Source organism: Methylophaga thiooxydans DMS010 (genome assembly GCF_000156355.1).
GTDB classification, from domain to species: Bacteria; Pseudomonadota; Gammaproteobacteria; order Nitrosococcales; family Methylophagaceae; genus Methylophaga; species Methylophaga thiooxydans.
Genome location: NZ_GG657899.1, coordinates 58779 through 79697, shown reverse-complemented (window position 1 = coordinate 79697; position 20919 = coordinate 58779). Strand labels below are relative to the sequence as shown.

22 protein-coding genes, 1 tRNA gene and 1 pseudogene are annotated in these 20919 nt (G+C 45.4%); 4 read left to right on the top strand and 20 right to left on the bottom strand.

Features of this window, described 5'->3' with window-relative positions; translation table 11 throughout:
- Nucleotides 1-20 precede the first annotated feature (20 nt).
- The 6 genes from pqqA to MDMS009_RS09185 all read right to left on the bottom strand — a co-directional run bounded on the left by pqqA (nt 21) and on the right by MDMS009_RS09185 (nt 4825).
- On the bottom strand, nt 21-92 hold the full coding sequence (gene pqqA, locus MDMS009_RS16275) for a pyrroloquinoline quinone precursor peptide PqqA (RefSeq protein WP_081443609.1): 72 nt from the start codon (nt 90-92) through the stop codon (nt 21-23).
- Nucleotides 93-244: 152 nt separating this feature from the next.
- Nucleotides 245-889: a response regulator gene (locus MDMS009_RS09205; RefSeq protein WP_008291401.1), complete on the bottom strand. Its 645-nt coding sequence runs from the start codon at nt 887-889 to the stop codon at nt 245-247.
- Nucleotides 886-2598: an ATP-binding protein gene (locus tag MDMS009_RS09200; RefSeq protein ID WP_008291453.1), complete on the bottom strand. Its 1713-nt coding sequence runs from the start codon at nt 2596-2598 to the stop codon at nt 886-888. Before MDMS009_RS09200 ends, MDMS009_RS09205 begins: the two co-directional genes overlap by 4 nt.
- On the bottom strand, nt 2595-2912 hold the full coding sequence (soxZ, locus tag MDMS009_RS09195) for a thiosulfate oxidation carrier complex protein SoxZ (protein ID WP_008291633.1): 318 nt from the start codon (nt 2910-2912) through the stop codon (nt 2595-2597). The genes MDMS009_RS09200 and soxZ overlap by 4 nt, the downstream gene beginning before the upstream one ends.
- Nucleotides 2912-3400, bottom strand: coding sequence for a thiosulfate oxidation carrier protein SoxY (locus MDMS009_RS09190; RefSeq protein WP_008291543.1), 489 nt, complete (start codon nt 3398-3400; stop codon nt 2912-2914). The genes soxZ and MDMS009_RS09190 overlap by 1 nt, the downstream gene beginning before the upstream one ends.
- Before the next feature lie 3 nt (nt 3401-3403).
- Nucleotides 3404-4825, bottom strand: coding sequence for a M48 family metalloprotease (locus MDMS009_RS09185; RefSeq protein WP_043888253.1), 1422 nt, complete (start codon nt 4823-4825; stop codon nt 3404-3406).
- A gap of 126 nt (nt 4826-4951) precedes the next feature.
- Here MDMS009_RS09185 and MDMS009_RS09180 point away from each other — a divergent pair, with 126 nt between their 5' ends.
- The 3 genes from MDMS009_RS09180 to MDMS009_RS09170 all read left to right on the top strand — a co-directional run bounded on the left by MDMS009_RS09180 (nt 4952) and on the right by MDMS009_RS09170 (nt 6728).
- A complete protein-coding gene (locus MDMS009_RS09180) occupies nt 4952-5194 on the top strand; it encodes a sulfurtransferase TusA family protein (protein WP_043888138.1) in 243 nt (80 codons plus the stop codon).
- Nucleotides 5187-5651: a sulfur carrier protein DsrE2 gene (gene dsrE2 / locus MDMS009_RS09175; RefSeq protein ID WP_008291547.1), complete on the top strand. Its 465-nt coding sequence runs from the start codon at nt 5187-5189 to the stop codon at nt 5649-5651. Before MDMS009_RS09180 ends, dsrE2 begins: the two co-directional genes overlap by 8 nt.
- A gap of 96 nt (nt 5652-5747) precedes the next feature.
- Nucleotides 5748-6728 carry an NAD(P)/FAD-dependent oxidoreductase gene (locus MDMS009_RS09170; protein ID WP_008291567.1) on the top strand — a complete coding sequence of 327 codons (981 nt, stop codon included), beginning with the start codon at nt 5748-5750 and terminating at the stop codon, nt 6726-6728.
- Nucleotides 6729-6873: 145 nt separating this feature from the next.
- Here the strand turns inward: MDMS009_RS09170 and MDMS009_RS09165 are convergent, their stop codons facing one another.
- From MDMS009_RS09165 to MDMS009_RS09100, 14 genes and pseudogenes are all read right to left on the bottom strand, one after another.
- Complete coding sequence (locus MDMS009_RS09165) at nt 6874-7587, bottom strand: hypothetical protein (RefSeq protein WP_008291265.1); 714 nt, start codon at nt 7585-7587, stop codon at nt 6874-6876.
- Nucleotides 7571-8365 (bottom strand): hypothetical protein, encoded by a 795-nt coding sequence (locus MDMS009_RS09160; RefSeq protein ID WP_008291509.1) that lies wholly within the window; start codon nt 8363-8365, stop codon nt 7571-7573. The genes MDMS009_RS09165 and MDMS009_RS09160 overlap by 17 nt, the downstream gene beginning before the upstream one ends.
- A gap of 140 nt (nt 8366-8505) precedes the next feature.
- Entirely contained in the window at nt 8506-10977 is a 2472-nt protein-coding gene (gene hsdR / locus MDMS009_RS09155; protein ID WP_008291424.1) for an EcoAI/FtnUII family type I restriction enzme subunit R, read from the bottom strand.
- Nucleotides 10977-12185, bottom strand: a complete 1209-nt coding sequence (locus MDMS009_RS09150) for a restriction endonuclease subunit S (protein WP_008291444.1) — start codon at nt 12183-12185, stop codon at nt 10977-10979. Before MDMS009_RS09150 ends, hsdR begins: the two co-directional genes overlap by 1 nt.
- Entirely contained in the window at nt 12185-13651 is a 1467-nt protein-coding gene (locus MDMS009_RS09145; protein ID WP_008291344.1) for a class I SAM-dependent DNA methyltransferase, read from the bottom strand. Before MDMS009_RS09145 ends, MDMS009_RS09150 begins: the two co-directional genes overlap by 1 nt.
- 33 nt (nt 13652-13684) lie before the next feature.
- The gene (locus MDMS009_RS09140) at nt 13685-14554 is read right to left on the bottom strand and encodes a DUF2628 domain-containing protein (protein WP_237700507.1); all 870 of its coding nucleotides are present in this window, start codon (nt 14552-14554) and stop codon (nt 13685-13687) included.
- Between the two features lie 60 nt (nt 14555-14614).
- A pseudogene (locus MDMS009_RS16735) lies at nt 14615-14674 on the bottom strand (zinc-ribbon domain-containing protein); the annotation flags it as partial.
- Nucleotides 14675-14702: 28 nt separating this feature from the next.
- Nucleotides 14703-15524 carry a GIY-YIG nuclease family protein gene (locus tag MDMS009_RS09135; protein WP_008291709.1) on the bottom strand — a complete coding sequence of 274 codons (822 nt, stop codon included), beginning with the start codon at nt 15522-15524 and terminating at the stop codon, nt 14703-14705.
- Between the two features lie 47 nt (nt 15525-15571).
- Entirely contained in the window at nt 15572-16111 is a 540-nt protein-coding gene (locus tag MDMS009_RS09130) for a terminase small subunit (RefSeq protein ID WP_043888136.1), read from the bottom strand.
- The gene (locus tag MDMS009_RS09125) at nt 16089-16898 is read right to left on the bottom strand and encodes a YagK/YfjJ domain-containing protein (protein WP_008291360.1); all 810 of its coding nucleotides are present in this window, start codon (nt 16896-16898) and stop codon (nt 16089-16091) included. Before MDMS009_RS09125 ends, MDMS009_RS09130 begins: the two co-directional genes overlap by 23 nt.
- A gap of 2 nt (nt 16899-16900) precedes the next feature.
- Nucleotides 16901-17080: a hypothetical protein gene (locus MDMS009_RS09120; RefSeq protein ID WP_008291690.1), complete on the bottom strand. Its 180-nt coding sequence runs from the start codon at nt 17078-17080 to the stop codon at nt 16901-16903.
- A 541-nt stretch (nt 17081-17621) separates the two neighbouring features.
- Nucleotides 17622-18827: a tyrosine-type recombinase/integrase gene (locus MDMS009_RS09110; protein WP_008291220.1), complete on the bottom strand. Its 1206-nt coding sequence runs from the start codon at nt 18825-18827 to the stop codon at nt 17622-17624.
- A 174-nt stretch (nt 18828-19001) separates the two neighbouring features.
- Nucleotides 19002-19078, bottom strand: a tRNA-Arg gene (locus tag MDMS009_RS09105).
- Nucleotides 19079-19173: 95 nt separating this feature from the next.
- The gene (locus tag MDMS009_RS09100; protein ID WP_043888131.1) at nt 19174-19470 is read right to left on the bottom strand and encodes a hypothetical protein; all 297 of its coding nucleotides are present in this window, start codon (nt 19468-19470) and stop codon (nt 19174-19176) included.
- 218 nt (nt 19471-19688) lie between these two features.
- On the opposite strand from MDMS009_RS09100, the gene MDMS009_RS09095 reads away from it, so the two are divergent.
- On the top strand, nt 19689-20918 hold the full coding sequence (locus MDMS009_RS09095; protein WP_008291605.1) for a phage integrase: 1230 nt from the start codon (nt 19689-19691) through the stop codon (nt 20916-20918).
- Nucleotide 20919: the final 1 nt, after the last annotated feature.

Genomic DNA, 20919 nt, shown 5'->3' with positions numbered 1-20919 from the left:
ATAAATCTTTTTACTGCGTATTAACGGTTGCAGATGTACATTGTTACTTCGAAACCGAAACGCATGTCTGAATATTCTGGTTTAGTCCACATGATAATCACCTCACTTTTGTTGGTTACAAAGTCTTTAAGTTCTGACTTGGTTCTCATCATATGCATTCTCAGCAACAAACAAGAGAGGAATTTGCTCGACCTCACTCAGGATTTTCCTGAATTGCAGCAAACCGTATCTGGTTAATTTAACTCTATGCGTCTAACAAACCGCTGCGAATGGCTAACCTAGCCAGTTCAGCCGAGTTTGATACATTAAGTTTTTGTTTGATACTGGTGTGATGTGTGCCCACCGTTTTCGGGCTGAGGCTCAAAATATCGGCAATGTCATTCACTGTTTTCCCCTCAGCCAGTAAACGAAACACTTCAAACTCACGTTGACTTAATACATCAATTGGGTTTTCTGAGCCCGTCAGTTTTTGCATCGCTAATTGCTGTGCAATTTCCGGAGCAATACAGGTTTTACCTTGTGCCACCATTTCTACTGCACGCAACATTTCTTCTGGCGCACTTCGCTTGGGAATAAAGCCTAAAGCACCTGCCTGCATTGCTCTGGTAGTAAACACACTGTCTTCATGAACACTGAGCACCAAAATTTTGGCAGAAGGTTCACGGGCAATGATCCTCTCAATCGCCCCTACACCACCAATACCAGGCATTGAAATATCCATCACGACAACATCAGGATGATGTTTATTGAAGTCTTGAACTGCTTGCTCGCCACTCCCTGCTTCAGCAATCACAGTGAATTTATCACCATCTTCTAGTAGTCGCCGGAAACCTGCCCTGACCAGTTCGTGATCATCCACTAATAAGACTGTCGTTAGATTCTGGTTCATAAGGTTTTATCCGCTCCGAGTGGAATGGTAATCAATATTCTGACTCCCGCGCCGGGCTCACTATTTAGTTCAAACTTACCACCGAGGCTCTGTGCACGTTCTCGCATGCCTAACAGGCCAAAATCAACATCTGAGTGAAAATCTTTCACTACCATGCCTTTGCCATTATCTTGTATATCAATAATTAGCTTATCGTCTTCGCTGCCTTGTTCAGCCGAGACCTTGACCTTAATCTCCGACGCATCGGCATGACGAACAGCGTTGGTGATCGCTTCTTGGACCACCCTGAAGACTGTCATATTCATTATTTCATTCAGATTATTAAGCGTACCATTAACATCTAGTTGGAAGTTAATCGTAGTCTCACGTGACTGCCAACTGGCAATACACTGCTCCAATGTTGGTACCAGTCCTAAGTCATCTAAAGGGCTCGGGCGCAGCCGGGTAATCATATTATGCACAACATCATAGATATGGCTGGCAGTATCGATAATGGCTTGCGCACTGTTAAACACACGTGGTTCAGTCGTTTCAGTTCTATTTCTGATTAAGACTGCATCCGTTTTAATGGCGGTCAAACACTGCCCTAATTCATCATGTAACTCACGCGCAAGATGACGTCGCTCCGCTTCCTGAGCCTCGTCCATATGTTTGGCAAGTAAACGTGTTTCACGTAGCTGGTTTCTGGCGGCCTCAGCTTGTTTAAGTTCAGTAATATCTCTCAGTGTACAAATCAGCCCAATCACCCTATCCTCGTTATCTGATAGCGGTACGGTGGAGAGTAGTAAGTCGACTTGGCTGCCATCTGGACGCACTAAAACAGTTTCCATGTTTTCCGTACTTTCACAGTTTTCAAGAATATGAGAAATCTGTTTATAGTGATTTGCAAAACCAAGGTGTGCCAGCGACTCACCTTTTAGAATAGGTGTTTGTGAGGCAAACAATCGCTCTGCCGTTGAATTACAAAAGGTGATATTGCCAGCATGATCGAGTGATAAGATCGCGTCACCGGATTGTCTTACCAGCATCGCTAGCCGTTGATTTTCGGCTGTGCTCAGCTCTAAAGCCTGCCCCATTCGATTGAAGGTATGACTGATCTGGTTCATCTCAGCCAAGGTAAAATTCGGCAATCGCAGGTGTAAATCACCACGCTCAAAGCCTGACAGCGCTTGCAACAACCGTTGTAACGGTCTTAAGAACCAGTCCACCCCCCAATACAAAAAGATACTGACAAAAACAAAGATCACTAACCCCAGAGCCAGAATGCTTCGAATATCCAACCAGCGTTCACTGATCTCCTGCATCGGTGCCGCATAGATCACCATATGACCATTACCGAAACGTTTTGATAAAGGTGTGACTTTGGGGAACAAAACATCCACAAACCACTTAGGTGGCTCAGATTCAATGTTTTCATCTGGCTGGCCTTCAAATAAGAGACCTTGGGAGTCGAACATAAGAATGTGCAGGCTACGGATCTCACTCAACGCTTTAACCATTTCATGCATTTGTTCGTTGATGCCGAGATCACGAGTCAATGGCTGATCCGCAAGGGTCAGGGTAATCAGCCTAGCGGCAGAGTTCATCGTGTCTTCCACTTCATTTTGCACAGAGTGGCGAGCATTAGAAATCAATACCCCGGTACTGGCCAGTAAAGACACCAGCAATAACATTGTGAAAAAGAGATTAACCTTAAGCTTTAAACTCATTGAAGAAAGGTCTCAGCCACGCCCTTAGCGCCAAGGTTATCGACCCAACGAATCATAATCTTGTCACCCGCAGCTCCCCCAGTGAGCTGAAATGAAAAATAGGGATTGCGCGCCGTTGCCGTGCCACATTTGATGGTCAGCACTTCATTGTCATTGCGCCAGCAGCGAATATCCTGGATAAATTCCGCTGCTATCAACTCGCCTTGTTCATTTTCGCCTCTGCCAGTGTGCATAGGATGGGCGAGCAAAACACGGACTGTTGTCTGCCCCTCTTTGAGCTTCGCTCTGATTCTGTCTCTGGCTTTAATGGCCATCAGGCACAGCCTCCAATATCTACCTCAATCTTGCGTGATGTTCGGTAGAGCTTACCATCAGCTCGAATCACTGCAATTACTTCCGAGTCTTCGGCAACTTTAATCATGCTTTTGAATGGTAAAGCGATGTCGGGCGTCATTTCTAAACTCATTGCCAATGGGTTGGGGTTCTTATCAACTAAGATGGCAATGCGTTCGATATTTTGTAATGAGCTTCGCACCTCTACCGGCACCGATGCGCCATTAACGGCATAGCTGGGTGGCGCACCAACTTTAAAGCTCACAAGCTTATCATCAACTACTTCAGCATCCCCCACCAAAGCGAGCAAGGCATCTTCAACAGTCGCGGCGGTAAAGGCATCGCTCGGCCAGTGTGCGAGCACGCGTTTAGGTAATAGCAGACCACTAGCGGCAACAATCGCTAAGGTTGAGGCAGAGATTGCGCCTTTGATGAGTTTACGTCGGTTATTATCAGGTTGATGCGTCATGTCTTACTGTTCCATCTGGGCGAGTGCCTTTTCAACTTCACGCAAGCGAGAAGCTATTTTAGCGCGTTGGTATTCATCGTGACCGGCAGCTTCAGCAGCTAAGCGTAATTGGTCTGCCGCCGCTTTCAGCAAACCTGAGCGGTAATAATACTCAGCCAACCAAGTGTGTGCCTGACTTTTCTGCCCCATATCGCCTTTCGCCTGTGCCATAAGCTTGAAGACATCACGTGAATTTTCACCCAAATCAAGTTGCGTTTGTAGCAAGTTAGCGGCATCTTGAGGACGCCCGGTTCTCAATAAAGCATGGACCTGCTTCATGCTTAATGCTTTGTCATCAGGGTATAAGCGCTGATTTTCTTCATAAATCGACAATGCCGTCGACACACGCCCAACAGCTAATTCAATGTCAGCCAAAGCCAGTTGATAGGCAAGACGGTCACGATCTTTATCCAGCAATGGCTGTAGCGTTGCTCGCGCTTTGGTATGTTGCCCAGCCTTCAATAATGCCAATGCATAGCCATAGTGAAGTGGATCTTTGTTTTTATTACTATCTTCCGCTAAAACATGTTCATAGTGCTTGAGTAAATCAGATGATTTATCTGCCATCATCACCCGCAACTTTTCTCTAATTAGATAGAACTGTAGTTCATCACTGGGTTGCTGCTGTTTTTGGTAGTTAACCGCGCGACCTCGCGCATCGGCTATCCGCGATAACGTCACGGGATGCGTTCGCAAAAATTCAGGTACAGAGTCACCGCCGTAATAACGACTAGCCTGTTGCAACTTTTCAAAGAAACTTGGCATAGCATGAGGGTCAAAGCCTGAAGCAACTAATGTCTGCATACCAAGGTTATCCGCTTCAGATTCATGCGCACGGCTGTAATCCAGCATGCTCTGAATATCACCACCTTGTACTGCCAAAATGGCTGCCTGCCCGGCTCTCGGGTCAGCGATCCCCAATAAAGCTGCAGCAATCATAGCGGCTGTTCTGGGCACCGTCATTCGTTTATGTCGTTCAAAACTTCGAAGGATATGACGCTGCGTGATGTGTGCAATCTCATGCGCCATGACTGACGCCAGCTCATCCTCTCTTTCCGCGGTGAGCAACAAGCCAGCATTCACGCCGATAAATCCACCCGGAGCAGCAAACGCATTGACTGATGGGTCAGGCACCATAAAGAAAGTGAAGTCGAGCGTAGGCTCATCGCTATTAGCTGCCAGCTTGTAACCCAAAGCTTGTATGTAACTATTAACTTCGGGGTCTTCAACTAGCTCTGTATTTTGTTGCAATCGCCAGAAAAAAGCCTGCCCGATGTCATACTCTTCTCTTGGTGAAACCAATGCTCCCGCACTGTCGCCCATTTCTGGCAACGCAATATTCACCGCATAGCTGTTTAAAATAAACAGGCTCGGAAAAAGAAGCATAAAAAGTAAAAAGTAGCGTTTCATACAGAGCATAGACCTATCCCCCGACACCGGGGTTCCAGCAAGACAATGAATGTAATTCCGTTTATCATTAAGGATTGATACAACGATTGGTCGGTAGCAAGTATGTCAGAATTCGATGCAGAAATTGATACCTCAGGTTTAAATTGTCCCTTGCCCGTGCTCAAAGCACGCAAAGCACTCAACGAGATGGCAGCAGGTCAGCGCCTTCACCTCATCGTAACAGATCCGGGAGCTAACAAAGATATCCCTGCGTTTTGCAAGATGACGGGAAACAGTCTGGTTGAGACATCTGAAGCCAACGGAAAAATTCATTTTATTCTGGAAAAAGGTGCCAGCAATGCCTAAAAAGCTCGCCATTATTGCTAGCAAAGGCACCTTAGATGGTGCTTACCCCCCTTTTCTGCTGGCATCAACTGCTGCTGCATTAGGATTTGAGGCCAAAATCTTTTTCACTTTTTATGGCTTACAACTGCTCAACAAGGAATTATCACTCAAAGTCTCACCACTGGGTAACCCCGCTATGCCAATGCCCGTCCCTGTTCCCAGCATTGTGCAGGTTTTACCAGGCTTGCAAGGTTTTGCCACTTGGATGATGAAGCGAAAGCTAAAAAAGAAAGGGGTCGCCAGTGTCGAGCAACTACGCGAGATCTGTATTGAATCGGGCGTCGAACTCATCGCCTGCCAAATGACGGTAGACTTGTTTGACTTCAAACACGAAGACTTTGTTGATGGAATCAGCTCAGGCGGTGCAGCCACCTTCCTAGAGTTCGCCAGCGAAGCCGACATAACACTCTATATCTGACAACACATGCTCATCGCTGAACTTTAGCGCTGAAACTCAGTCCGTTTTGTATTTGATTAATCTCATTACAAACAAAGTTATCAACTCGGACTCACGATGCCAACGACACGTTTAGCCATCATCGGGGCAGGTATCAGTGGACTGACTCTAGCCCATAAACTTCAAGATAAGTTCAACGTTACCCTATTCGAAAAAGCAGATCGCCCGGGGGGCCGCGTTACCAGCAAAGTCATTGGTGGCGTAGATTTCGATTACGGTGCACAGTTTTTTACCGCTAAAACCAGTGCTTTTCAATCTTTTGTTGATGAAATGCAAGCCAAAGGAGTTGTGGGCATTTGGAATGGTCATTTTATTGAATTCGACCACACAGATATTTGCTCCGAAAGAGACTGGGATGAGAGCTACCCGCATTATGTCGGCACACCTAATATGTCAGCAATTGGAAATTGGCTGGCAGAACCTCTGACCATACATTACGAAACCACTATCACAGAGTTAAAAAAGACGGCGAGTGGCTGGCAACTTCTCCAAGACGATACCGAACTTGGCGCGTATGACTGGGTTGTTTTAACAATGCCGCCACCACAAGTTAGTCAACTCCTGGCTGCCGAACACACCTTTCAGACGACATTATCAGCAATCACTATGCAGGCCTGTTTCGCGCTTCGAGTGGCACCAAAAAACGAACAGGACCTCGGGTTTAATGCTGCATTGATCAGAAACCACGACATCAGTTGGATATCTAAAAACAGCAGTAAACCTGAAAGGTCAGAAATCCCTTCGATTGTGGTCCATGCGACCAATGCTTGGGCTGATGCACACTTAAATGAAGATCTACAGTATGTGGAAAATCACATGCTCACGTGTCTCGCCGACATTACACAAATCGCAGCGGATAATATCGCTTATCGTGACGTCAAGAGATGGGTGTATGCCAACGCTCCGAAACAATCAGGCAATCCATTTCTAGTGGATAAAACAGATCAAATAGCCGTATGTGGTGACGGCTTAATCAAAGGGCGCATTGAGTCAGCTTATATAAGCGCCAGCAAGTTAGCTCAATATCTATCTGCTTAAATGGCTACCAACTGAGTGGCGTCCCCGGCAGACTCAAAATTCACCCTTTAAGGGGTTGATAAGTATATATTAAATTAAAAAAATTTAGTTTGTTGCCCCTTGAGTTGCCCCTATATGACGCTAGTTAGAGTGCAATTAGTGTTTGTCACTCAAAGGTTTCTGATATCAGATCCCTGTAATCAAGGATGATACTGTCTTCCTCTACTCCACCATTGAGTAGCCAATAAAGCTGGTCATCCAAAAGCTCCATAGCTCCCTCAGAGAGAACATACCCAGAATGCGCATAAGCATGATAATGAGTCCCGAAGGGCTGCAGGTGATCAAGCCTCACTATTGACTCACTAGTCCCCTTTGAATTTATGGGTAAACTTTCCCAGTGAAACTGAGGGTACTCTAGATGTCGCACCCTTTCGACAAATTCAGGGCTATAACCTGCACGCTTTCCCTGGTCTACGCCATAACATGGGGCGGCTAGAAAAGTTGGAGCTGTGGCGTGCTTTGACTTGCCTTTGATCAATTCATTACTGACCGGCACGGACTCACTACTAAAAACTATGCAAGGGCGTTTCTTTGCTCGATGAGCTGACCAAACCTCTCTGTCATTGAGAGTCATAGCCGCAACCGGTAAATCAGTAGACTTAAGGGGTTGATTCACCCTCAATGGAGATACTTTAACTACTGCAGAGTTATGGACGGTTGGGTCTTTTCTTCCAGTTGGTTCGAAAGTATATGGGGTTTGATCAACATGAGGTGCGAACGCGAATACCAGCGCCCCCTTTTCCAACTTCGTACTATCTGTTTTGACCCACCAGTTGTTGGGTAAAACCATTGACTGTAAACAATCATCCGGATACGTCATGTCCTTTCCTTGTTAGTGACTTCCATACATCCTCATCAAATTCTGCAACAATCTTCTCTTCTGAAAACTCCTCGCCGGAGAGTGACTCAAGCCACCTAATACCTTTCTCTAAAACATCATCCTGTCTAGAGTTTGGCGCAGGGTTGACTAGTTTTTTTCGTTTCCGCTGACTGTGTTTTTTTTGATAGAGACTTCTCAGCTCCTGCATGTTCTTTTTGAAAGTTTTAGTTTTTTTGTTTGATAATGATGAAATCCTCAAATCACTCTCACCGGCCTGAGCATCAACATCTTCAACAGAAAAATCTAAATATTCATTAGGGGCCGCATTTAGAAGAGGAGGAGTGCCGTATGTTAAATGGAGCAATTCGGTGGTGTTTTTAGTGTACTGGTGTACTTGCCTTTTTAATTTCCCCGTGATGGCGAGAGGCAGTTTTTCCGAGAGGTCCTGTAATCTCTTTCCATCTTGAGCTTCCCACCTAACCCAATCATCTTTGCCAAAATCACTTTCAAATTTATATTGACTGGCCTTGATAGCTTTAAGCGCAGGCTCAATTCTTGAATGGACTGTCTCAGACCATGCTCCAAAGTGATAGAACCTCCAATCAACACCTGTGAATGTTTTCCCTTGATGACTCTGGGAGTAGTGTAGATCTGCGAGATATACGTATTTGATTAGGTGGATAGGCCCAAGTTGTCTGTCAAAGCGGTCATCCTCTTCACCCGCCGCCAATAAGGCAAACTGTAAGAGCATATCTATTTTTTCTATTTTAGTTTGCATGGCGATCTAAGTTGATGACTAGGCTCAACTATGAGCAGGACTCTGACTGGACACTCACAATTGAAGACACATGATTATTTCAAAGATTCAACTCAAAGTGAATCAGAGAAAATTAAGAGAGTCCATAATTATTGGCAATGTCAGGCATACAAATACCTTTGACACCCAACAAATGCTTCGCGGATAACAGCAGTAGATCCAAGATAGTCAGCCGCATCATGGATAGAGTTATACTTAAGCTCAAGCAAGTCGCTCATTTTATTCAGTGATAGCTCCTCAACACCGTGACCAATATATTGAATCAGTACGAAGTCAATAAACTCTTGCTGCTTAGGATCTGCAAAAGCGGACTTGATGGCCGGTTTAGCATGGTCCACGCGATGTTGACGGGTCTGAGCATCTTTAGCATAAGCAACAAAGGCTAATACGTCATAGACATCACTGTCTTTGGCATCGATCAGGTCTTTCATGCTGTCTAGCTTTTCATTGTCATAGCCAGCTTCGGCAAGGTCCTCTAACAATTTGTCCCTAGTTGTCGGGTCACTCCAGATCGCACGTAACTGGTCTTCGTCACCAAAGAACTGAGGCAGGTCATCAAACATACGCTCAACAAACTCTTTGGCGGTAATGGGTTTACCTTCTGGACTCCAATACAATGCAGAGGAAATATGTTGGATTGTTCGTGTTTTGCCATCAGAAAGTTTGATCACGATTTTCTTTTCACAAACACAAGGGCGCTGGCCACAATCCTCGCATACTGGTGGTTCTGGCTTCTCACAGATACAAGGTTCATTATCACACTTGCTGCAGTACCCTGTGGGTGGCGTATCAGGCTTTTCACAGCTACAAGGTCTCTTGCCACACTCTTCACATACTTCTACTGGCTCAGGTTCACCATCCCACTCAGGATCAGCAAAGTTATAGTGAGCTTTCACGAAATCGTAGATGGTGAAGTAATCCTTACCATCGTACATTCGTGTGCCACGACCAATGATCTGCTTAAACTCAATCATGTTGTTACACGGCCGCATCAAAACGATGTTGCGTACATTACGGGCATCTACACCAGTGGAGAGCTTTCGAGAGGTGGTTAAAATAGTCGGAATAGTCTTCTCGTTATCCTGAAAGGTTTTCAGGTCATTTTCACCGGCACTGCCGTCATTAGCGGTGACACGGACACAATAGTTCGAGTTTGTTGTCCAGCCCTTCTCTACAGCGTATTGATTGATGAAATCACGCACCATGCCTGCATGCTCTTGCGTTGCACAGAACACGAGCGTTTTTTCATGAGGATTAAAGCGATCCATCCAATAGTGGACACGCATTTTTTCCCGTTCGGGAATGGTAATAACGCGGTTAAAGTCGCCTTCTTTGTATACCTTGCCCTGTTCAGGTTCGCCTTTGATGATCAAACCATCACCGGGCGTATAAATATACTCATCCATAGTGCCGACGATTGGCAGCACCTTGAAAGGCGTTAAAAAGCCGTCGTTGATACCTTCCTTGAGTGCATAGGTGTAAACAGGCTCACCAAAGTAGGTATATGTATCGGCGTTGACGGTGCGCTTTGGTGTAGCGGTTAGACCCAGTTGCACCGCCGGTGAAAAGTAATTGAGGATGTCACGCCAGGTACTTTCGTCATTCGCCCCGCCCCGATGACACTCATCGATGACGATAAAGTCGAAGAAATCTTCCGGATAATCACCAAAGTACGGGGCAGGATTACCGTCTTCATCCGTACCAGACATAAAGGTCTGAAAGATGGTGAAAAACACACTGGCATTTTTGGGTACAGCCCCTTTCTTTTTAATTTCACTCGGCTCTAAACGCACGATGGCATCTTCACCAAATGGACCGAAGTCATTGAAGGCTTGGTTAGCTAATACATTACGATCAGCGAGGAACAGAATACGAGGCCGTTTCTTGGCGGCTTCTGGCTCGCGCTGGGCACTCAAACTCCAACGGCTGTGGAATAACTTCCATGCAACCTGAAAAGCAATACAGGTCTTACCTGTACCGGTTGCCAGTGTCAGCAAAATGCGTTCTTCGCCCTTGGCGATAGCATCCAAAGCATTATTAATGGCATTTTCCTGATAATAACGCGGTTGCCAATCGCCTTTCGCCTCAAACGGAATTTGAGCAAAGCGTTCACGCCAGACGGCAGCAAAGTCAGGCTCGGTCTGTTTATCACCCGGTTTTTGAGTGGGGTCAAAGGTTAACCGCCAGATTTCTTCAGGGCTGAGGAATGCCTCCACCAACTTTTCTTCATGGGTTTCGAGATCAATCTGGTAGATGTCGTGTCCGTTGGTGGCATAACCAAACCGGCATTGCAATCGCTCGGCGTAGTCTTTGGCCTGACGCACGCCCTCGGTATAACTCAGACTCTCTTTTTTAGCTTCAATCGCCGCCAGTTTACGGCCCTGATATTCCAGTACATAGTCGCTGCTCAATGCCGAAGCACGTTTTCCCGCGCCAATAATGCGTCCCTTGGTAATGCTGACTTCACGACGAATATAACTGTTTTCTATCGCCCCCCAACCAACCTCAATCAACTTGGGGTCGATGAGATCGGCGCGGGTATCAGCTTCATTACGCATCCTTGCATTTGCCATTAAGCTGCAGCCTCTTGTTTATCTTTTGTCAACTCACCCGAGAAGGCTTTTTGGAGGAGTGAATTTTTAAGGTCTTCCAACTCTGCTTGCTTAAGAAGATAGATACTTTCGAGCTGATTGCACTTTTCTTTGAGGTTAAAAAGTGATTTAGCAATCGTCTTTTGTTGATTGAGACTTGTCGGAATCGATACTTTAATTGCTTCCATTTTTTTTGGCGATGTATGTCTGACCTTTAAACCACTCGCAGTTTCCTGAACTTTTGCTCTGAAATACTTAGTGTTAAAGAGGTGATAGAGAAACTCAAGATCAACAGACTCGCTATACTCACTTTTAATATCCACCAAACCAAGCCGTTGATTATGAAGGAATACTTCATCTTCAGGTATTAGAGCAGGTGAACCCAACAGCCCTTCCGCTTGCTCAGTCATAGCAACTAAAAGGTCACCTTTTGAAAGCAGAAACTCTTGAGGAAAAGGACCGTCGTAATATTTTTGTTTATGCCCTCGGTCCCTGTAACCCCCCTCCTCATAAAAGTTGCCAGGTGTAAGCAAAACTAAAGCAGAATCATCTACAAAATATTCGCTTTTAAATGCGAAGCCATGCTTAAACGAGCAAATATTTCCAAGCGATGTTTGGACAACCTCTTCACCAAGCTGGTTAAACACCTGCTGCAAGTAACTTTCAAACAGTTCGCGGGCGTTTTTGAGGTTTTGTTCGGTTAAGGCGCGGGCTTTGTCGATGTCAGCAAAGGCTTGATCGAGGATGGCGACGATGCGTTTTTGTTCTTTCAAGTCCACATATGAAATGCTTAATTCTTCAATTTGTGATTTGTTGATTGAAGCAAATACTGCACCCTCATTACCTTGAATTTCGTCCTGCTTTGAGAGCAAGTAATAAAATAGAAAGTCTCTATCCAACTTATCTGAAGCTCTAATTGCAGCTAGTCCACGACCGATACAAATTTGCTCTATTGAGATATTTATAGGTCCTACGGGTGCTCTGACGGACATCAAAATATCACCGGAATTTGCCTTCTTAGTAATTTTTGTAGTCCATTTCTGAGGTGCTCCAATGTAACGTTCACCAAACTCTTTTTTGCCTTGGTAAAAAGGCAGTCCGTCACCTGAATCGTTATAGTATTTACCTTCGGGAGACTGGCCAGCTATTACTTCACAGAAGTCTCCTAATTTATGGCTAGACCAAGGCATCAAACCAACTCCTGAATCTTTGCCAGTATCGCTTCACTCTCTTTATCTAAGGCAATAATCTCAGCAATGATGTCCTTAGGATCGCGGAGCTCGGCTTCTTTCTTGGCATTGGGATTTTTGACTGACAAGTCCCAGTTGGTCTGATCTAAATCTTCAACATTAATTGACCAGGATTTGTCCGAATCTTCAAAGCCTTTTTGCAATGTCACAAACTCTTCTAGATCTTTATCATGAAGTGGGTTGGTTTTGCCCAGGCTGCGGCCGGGATCAAGCTGGTAGTTCCAGACTTTTTGCGTCGGCTCGCCTTTCGTAAAGAACAGCACCACGGTTTTTACCCCCGCCCCCAAGAAGGTCTTGGCGGGACAATCCAGCACAGTATGCAGGTTGTGGTTTTCCAACAGCTCCTTTCTGAGTGCAATGGCCGCATTATCGGTATTACTCAAAAACGTGTTTTTGATAACAATTGCGGCACGGCCACCGGGCTTGAGCGTTTTCATAAAGTGCTGCAGGAATAGGAAGGCAGTCTCACCGGTTTTGATGGGGAAGTTCTGCTGTACTTCCTTACGCTCTTTACCACCAAAAGGCGGATTGGCCAAGATGATGTCATGCTGGTTGCTGGGCTGAATATCCTGCAAGTTTTCCGCCAGCGTGTTGGTGTGCATGACGTTAGGCGTTTCGATGCCATGCAGAATCATATTCATGATGGCAATCACATAGGCCAGCGACTTCTTCTCTTTGGCATAGAAAGTACGCTCTTGCAGGGTTTTCAGATCATTGGTTGAGAGCTGCTTTTTCTCACGGCCACCTTGTCTTAGATAGTCGTAGGCTTCACAAAGAAAGCCTGCCGATCCAGCAGCCCCGTCATAGATCGTCTCACCGATTTTGGGCTTGGTAACATCAATCATGGCGCGGATCAGTGGCCTTGGCGTGTAGTATTCTCCACCGTTCTTTCCAGCATTACCCATGTTTTTGATTTTGGTTTCGTAGAGGTGGCTGAGTTCATGTTTCTCTACTTGCGAACGGAAACGTAATTCATCAACTTTTTCGATAGCGTCACGAAGCGAGTAGCCACTCTGAATCTTATTTCTGATCTCTCCGAAGATTTCACCGATTTTATATTCGATGGTGTCCGGACTCTCTGCACGCTGCTTAAAGCCTTTAAGGTATGGAAATAACTCACCATCAACGTAGTCGATCAAGTCTAATCCGGTCAGTGCCTTGTTATGGTCAAAGCTGCCATTGGCGTCTTTTGGCGCTGCCCAGCTACTCCAACGATGATCCACATCGATGATGTATCGGTAATCTTCGCCCATCAGCTCGGCTTCGAGCTTGCGCTCCTGTTCCAGATCATCAAGGTATTTGAGAAAGAGCATCCAACTAGTCTGCTCGGTGTAGTCTAGCTCGCTGGAGCAACCAGCGTCTTTCCAGAGTACGTCGTCTATGGCTTTGAAAGTTTGTTCAAACATTTTTTAATGGCTTTTTGTTTCTATTTGGACTGGTTACTGACTACAAGCGTTAGGAAGATACCTCTGGCTTATTCCTGCAGCCTTACACTCCCAGAATATCTGTTGGTTATTGTCCAAGTATGGAGTTAACACCAAGGCTTCACCATTCAAGTCTCCAGCATACATGCTTACAGTTATTTGCCCATTATCTGGGTCCAACTTTAACAATGAATTAGGTATATGTTGCGGGCCTATAAACAACTGCTCAAGCCTCTGCGGTATAGTCTGATTACGCTCATAATACTCTTTAAAGGCTTTAGTAACTTCATTGCTGGAGTTATATGCATTCTGTACGTGAGTGCGCGTTGAGTAATCCTGATAAGCAGGAACAGTAATGGCTCCAAGAATGCCCAATAGAGTAAGAACTACACACAATGCAATCAGTACCCAAACAATGCTAGAGGTTCTGCCTTTTCTTTTCAGATAGCTGAGTTGCTCATTCGGGTTGGGGTGGTTAAATCGTGCGGTTGCTATCAACTCATTACATTTTTTGTAGTACAGAGCATTGGCATACATTGGAAAAATAATAAAAGCTCCAACTAGATAAACGATATCAACCGTAGTGACTCCAGCCCCATCCTTTGCAGTGGGGAGTGCAATGATGGTGATGAGTATTCCAGCAAGGAAATAACCAGCCGCCGGATACCACATTTTCCTGTATAGCATCCAATATAGTGAGAAAAAGAATGCTGGCCAATTCCATGAGGCTCCAGTATTTCCCTCTCTAGCAAACCTATCGAAGCCATCGCGATAATAGTCTTCATATTTATGACCAATGGCCGCATGGTAAAGCGCGTCTTTGGTGTTAATTATAGGCTCAGGTTCAGCCCCTTCAGACACCTCAAGATTATCTCTTTGACTCATTACAATCTTCGGCTCCCTATCATCAGCCAAACTAAGATCAGTTTTCTGAGTTGCTTCACCGCAGTTAAAACAAAACCTGGCTGAATCTGCGAGTTGCTCGCCACATTGTGTGCAAAACACTTAGCTCTCCTTGCTTATGTCTGTAGTTCTAGTTTCTGTTGTATCCGAATGGAACCCTGCTCTGGAATACATTCTTCCAATAGGTTTCTCGGTCAATGATGGCCTTATCATCTGTTCTCATTGGGCGGTATTCCAACAATGAAAACATGAAATTCTCTCTAGCATAGCCAAGCCCCTTAGAGGTTATCAACTTGGTTAACTCATCATTAAATCCATGCCCGGTATATACATAGCAGCTCCACCTGGACCAAATACCAGAGTCACCGTATGCAGAGCCTATGTATACCTTGCCATTGGACTTGTCAGTTATTGCATAAACACCTTTTACATTTTCCAAGGATGACTTCCAGTCCGCTTTTTCTAGCTTGATGATGTTTTCGATCACGCTGAAGTTATGGTTTATATTCTCAAAACCGCAGAAATGCTCACCGGAATACTGTTCAGACAGAATTTCTTTGATCAGGAGCTGTTCGACGATGCCTTCCAATTGCCTGGCTCTCTGTCTTCCGTTTCTAGTCCAAGAAATTTTCAGCCGACCAATAAGATTTTGATACTGATCTGTGAGCAGGGATTCATAGCTAAGAGTTCTAGGTTCAGCAGATCTCGATACCACCTCGAACACACCGCCAAACAGCCAGGTATTTGGCTCATGATAATAGTCGATGAGTGATAGTACGTACTTCCTGTTAAAGTCATTTCGCTTGCTACGCCAGCAATTCCATAACCGCCATTCTTCCCTGTCTCTTACAAAAACATCCAGAGGCTGACTTTCACCATTCCAATTCGCTAGATGTACTTTATAACTCTTAGGATTGGGGATATTGAGCAACTCTGATAGCGCTATAGTCATCTGAAAAGTCCGTTTCAAAAATTGCTAACATTACCAGAAAACTGTGCTTATGACTCCCGAGCCGCCTCCTCAAGCAGTTCAGCCAGAGATTTACGGTCGTTGAGGTTCACCTCAACTCTCTTTTCCCAAGCGCCAATATCCGTGTGCTTACCCAGTAACTCCAAGTTCTTGACCTTATCAGGCCATTTCACCTTTTTAAGAAGCCCAATATTTTCACCTTCTGAAGACAACTCAGCTACGTCCAGACTGGTGATAGTTTGTCTCCAGATCTCTGGCCATTCAGATACAGGTTTGAGTTGTCCCTCATGATTGAGGATATCGACCACATCCATTTGGTCGATTTCTATAAGCCTCCTAAGCACATACTCAGAATCAACAGCCAGTTTTTCTGAACGGGATTTAACCCTCTCAGAGATAGCTTTTGAAACATTAACATTTGCTAACAACCTAGCTGCCTGCGGGGATGCCGTTTTTTGGCTGTAGCCGGCCCTCACTGCCGCTTGGGTGGCATTGAAGTCAACTAGATACTCATCCACGAATGTTGACTGCTTCGTACTGAGTAGGTCACTGTCGTGTCTCTTTGACATCGTCAATACCTCCTTTAATTTTCATTCTGGAGGAGCCATAGTCCTTAGTCTGTGGTGGCCTGTAGCCTTTGCCTCTTGCCTTTGCCAAATAAGATATCCTGTAGACCGCTTTCTTTTTTGCCTCATGAGTGTCAATAAAAACGAATGGCCGGGGAATCACGGGCATGTGATTATTGCCATCATAGGTTTCCCAGGCGTCCTTAATGATTCGATTCAGCTTTGAAGAATGTCTGATTCGATCACCATCCAAAAAAATTACAAAGTGATAGTGTTGAGCTTTGGCTCGCTCTTGCTCTCGCACCCAGCAGAAACCAATCTCATCAACTTGATACCTCCACTTAATCCGCTCAAAAAGACGCTTACGGAATTTAGTAATGATTTGGTTACTATGGGTATGTTGGTAGGTATGTAAATCGAACCTGAGCATGAAAACCCTTGACCATCTAACAAGACAAACCTCTAGCTGCTCCATCATGGTTGTCATAATTCGTAGGTAGATCCCTGATGGTTTTGAGTTAATTAGATACCTGTAACCACCAAACTCAAAATCATCTCCATAAATAACTTTTTTTCGATTCCTTGTTCTTTTGCTGGGGGCTGGCCGGTGGACCAAATTTTCTCCACCCGTATTAATGTCGTGATTAGCTTCGATAGATACTAGAAACTCCCGCGCTTGATCCTGTATTTCAAAATTTGGGGATACCGCACTAGCGCTGAGACCTAGCTTTTTCGTCTCTGACAATTCCGCTCTGTCAAAACCGCCTGGTGGATTCTTTAGTTTATTCATCCCTAAAAGCCTCCCTTTTCTTCGAGCTTCCTAAGAAGAAAACGTCGGTGGCGAATCAAGTCAGTCAGACTCAGTGTCGTTAGGTAACTGGGCTTTATTCCTAGCTCTGGCAGCCTAAGAACTAGCTGGGTGACAAAATCCAACTCTTCGGCCCACTCAGTCAATGTAATATTTTCAGACATTGCTCAAACCTCCCCAGTGTGAACACTGCTGACACTTGCAACTGGTATTTGGGTGGGCTTGGGGTGTTTCTGGTATAGCTGTTTCTTAGATATCCGTTTTGAAATGAGATCGGCTACAAAAGCTCTCATCTCCATATCGGATAGACCGGCAACGAGTGCGTCGTTACAGGCATGAATCTCATGCTCAATCCAGAATGAGGAAGTCCCAACTTTAATGGGGGGAGGTAGAAGTCCTTGTTCTACATCTTGATATACCTTGGCACGTGACTGCTCTCTTTGTTCAACCACGCTTTTGACTCTTATCAGCTTTGCATTAGAAGCCATGTAAAACCTCACGGTTCTCGGCCCATGCATAAATCTCAGGCATAAAAAAAGAGCGCACTGAGTCATCATGCATGAGCTGCATGACTGTCAACACACTCTCTTCTGCTCTTTCCGCGTTATCGGCTCTTGCCTAGGTTTAACCCATTTAACGCGTTTGACAGGTGGAAATTAATCCATCTGTGTATACATTAGCCAAATGCCGTCATCGCTGCAACTTTCAGAAGTTAATTCTCAGCTCGTCTAAGTAATCTGCCCATTCCTGAAGCATTTTGGCTCTGTCATCCAAGTGTTGCGCATGGTTGTATGCGGATCTGGTTGATGAGTCGATGTGGGCTAGCTGACGTTCCACCCAATCACTGTTATAACCTTTTTCATGGAGTAGAGTTGATGCCATTCCGCGAAATCCATGAGCGCTCATTTCTTCACCGGAAAACCCCATTCTCCTCAATGCAGCACAAATGGTGTTTTCACTCATGGGCCTAGCTTTAGACCTCATGCATGGAAAAACATACTTCCCTTCACCTGTAAGAGGACGGATCTCTTCCAGTATTTCCAGTGCCTGCCTTGATAGAGGAATGATGTGAGTTCGTCTCGATTTCATTCTTCCCATGTGAATACGCCAGACACTATTTTCGAGGTCAATGTCACCCCATTCGGCAGCTCTGATATTAATGGGACGATTCATAACCAACGCGGATAATTTTAAGGCACATCTTGTTGCAAAATGCCCAGAATACCCATCAATAGCTCTGAGGAGTTCAGCCACCTTCTTAGGTTCTGTCACAGCGGAATGGTGCTTCACTTTTTGAGTAGGAAAAGCTCCTTCCAGAGCGGCCGCGGGATTTGTTTCCGTCATCCCGTTTGCGATAGCGAATTTGAATATGGTGTTGGAAAGCCTTCTTATACGATGTGCAGTTTCTATGGCACCCCGATCAAAAACTCTTTTGATCACGGTCAAGAGTTCAGGTGCAGTGATCTTGTCTATCTGCCTATCACCAATCCATGGGAATGCATTTTGCTCCAGCCTAGACAAAGTTAAGTCAGCATATTTCTTTGTCCAGTTCGCCTTATTCCGGGCATGCCATTCACGAGCAACTTCTTCATATGTATTTCCTGATACAGATGCATTGAGTCTTTTTTTCCTACGCTCATATGAAGGATCAATTCCAGCATCAATCTTCTTCCTTATGTCATCACGTTTTTGACGTGCTTCCTTCAAGGAGATCTTCGGATACGTTCCCAAAGACAATTTTCTCTCAGTCCCTTCGAAATAAAACTTGTAACGCCAGCGTTTGCTGCCTTTTAGAGGAACCTCGATATACAAGCCATGGCTATCACTGACCTTGTAAGGTTTATTCGTCTCAGACTTGTCTGGTCTTATGCCAGGCTTGAGATTTTTGATTTGTTTGTCTGTGAGAGGCATTTGGGGGGGGCAACTTTTCCAAAAAAAGAATAAATCTACTGTTGCCCCGAATATTGCCCCTTATTGCCCCTGGATGTCAATGACGAATATTGACAGTAATGGACACAACCAAAACTATAACTAACTGTTATTATTGTATTTAAACTCAGTAATAGAAACATATTGATATTAATTTGGCGTCCCCGGCAGGAGTCGAACCTGCGGCCTTCCCCTTAGGAGGGGGACGCTCTATCCAGCTGAGCTACGGGGACAATGGGTGGGCATTATAACAGGCGTTAGTAAGTGCTTCGAATCGAGTTGGGCCAACCGGCGGCTGAGCGGCTTCCGGGCGGTGAAACGGATATGCTTACAGACTGTCAATTTCGCATCGAGCATAATCTGATGCCTCTGCTACATATAGCTCTAGGTCGTTGATATACATCTCCACATCGCGGTTGTAGGCTTCAACTTCGCTATTGTATGAGTCTATCTCCCACTGGTCACAGGTATGTGTGTTAGCCCATTCGTTAACACAGTAGGGTGTTGATGGCTTATTTGGCTTTGAGAAAGGAGCTGAAGGCTCAATACAGAATGCTACTGAGTTGGTTGATAGTGTTAGGAATGCAAGTCCTGCAAGCATGTTCAAATTGAGCTTATATTCCATCTAATTACTCTCCATGTTTCACCGTCAATAATTATGGTGTCGGTATCCAGCGCCTAGTCAAGACTGACCGCCATCATCTGTTTAAAGGTAGGCACCCGCATTGAGAACACTCCCCGTTGTTCCCAAGACAGCCTAAACCAAAGCTTATTTAGATGCCATCCTTGGTTTCCTACCTAGGCTTGATAGACTGGCCTTAAAACCAGTTACAGAGCCGTTTAATGGACTACAAACAGAAGCTAACGCCCTCACTTGCTACCAATATGAGCAAGACTAAAACCGACAAGCACTTTGAAGTCACTGACACGGTCATGGCGGGCTTCAAGCTCAAACGCTACACCTCCGGCACAATGACATTTAGCCTCATCTACACCGCCCCAGATGGTCGTCGTCTGCGTTACACGATGGGTAATTTCCCTGCCCTGTCCGTTCCTGCCGCTCGCAAGATGGCTGAGACGCTCTACGCCCAAGTAAAGCTAGGTCGTGATATTCAACGCGAGAAACAAACGGCACGTGATGTAAAGCCCGTTCCCAAGCTCGGCGACTTTATCAGCGATACTTATCTGCCTTGGTTCATAGCCCACCATAAAGCCCCCAAAGCCAAGTTACCGTTCAATCAATTCAAACACCTGTTCAACAAGCGCCTCGATAAAGTCACGGCATGGGATATAGAAAGTTGGCGGTCAAAACGTCACAAGGACGGACTCAGCGCTTCAACATCGAACCGTTACATCGGCACGCTAAAGGCCATGTTCAATCGTGCGGTTGAGTGGGAAGTCATCGAGCAAAATCCCATCACCAAAGTGAAGAAACAAAAGTCCGACAACCGCGCCATCATTCGCTACCTATCACCTGACGAAGAAGAGCGCCTCAGAGCTTCCCTAAGATCACGTGATCGTCGTTTAACTCAATCAAACCCCTTCTATGCTGACGGGCGTTTCACGCGCTTAGAAACGATCCTAGGCGGCTTTCAAGATCACGTTCATCCGATGGTCTTGTTGCTGATGAACACCGGCATGCGTCGAGGCGAAATGTTCAATCTTCGCTGGCAAGATGTCGACCTCAACAATAAAAGAATAACGATTGTCGGTAACACGTCAAAAACCGGACAGACACGTTACATTCCGCTTAACGTTGAAGCCTTTAACGTTTTACAAATGTGGTCAAAACAAACGAAACGAAATGCCGGTCACGTTTTCGTTGGCAAAAATGGAAAGCGCTTCACCAACATCGACAAAGCGTGGAAAGTGCTTTTACGTGATGCCAAGATTCATGATTTCCGTCTTCATGACCTTCGTCACCACTTCGCCAGCCGTCTTGTCTCTGCCGGTATCGACTTAAACAGCGTTCGCGAGTTGCTAGGTCACTCCGACATCAAAATGACGCTTCGCTACGCTCACCTTGCCCCTGCTCACTTATCGGATGCGGTTGCCGTATTAAACAGCCGTTAAA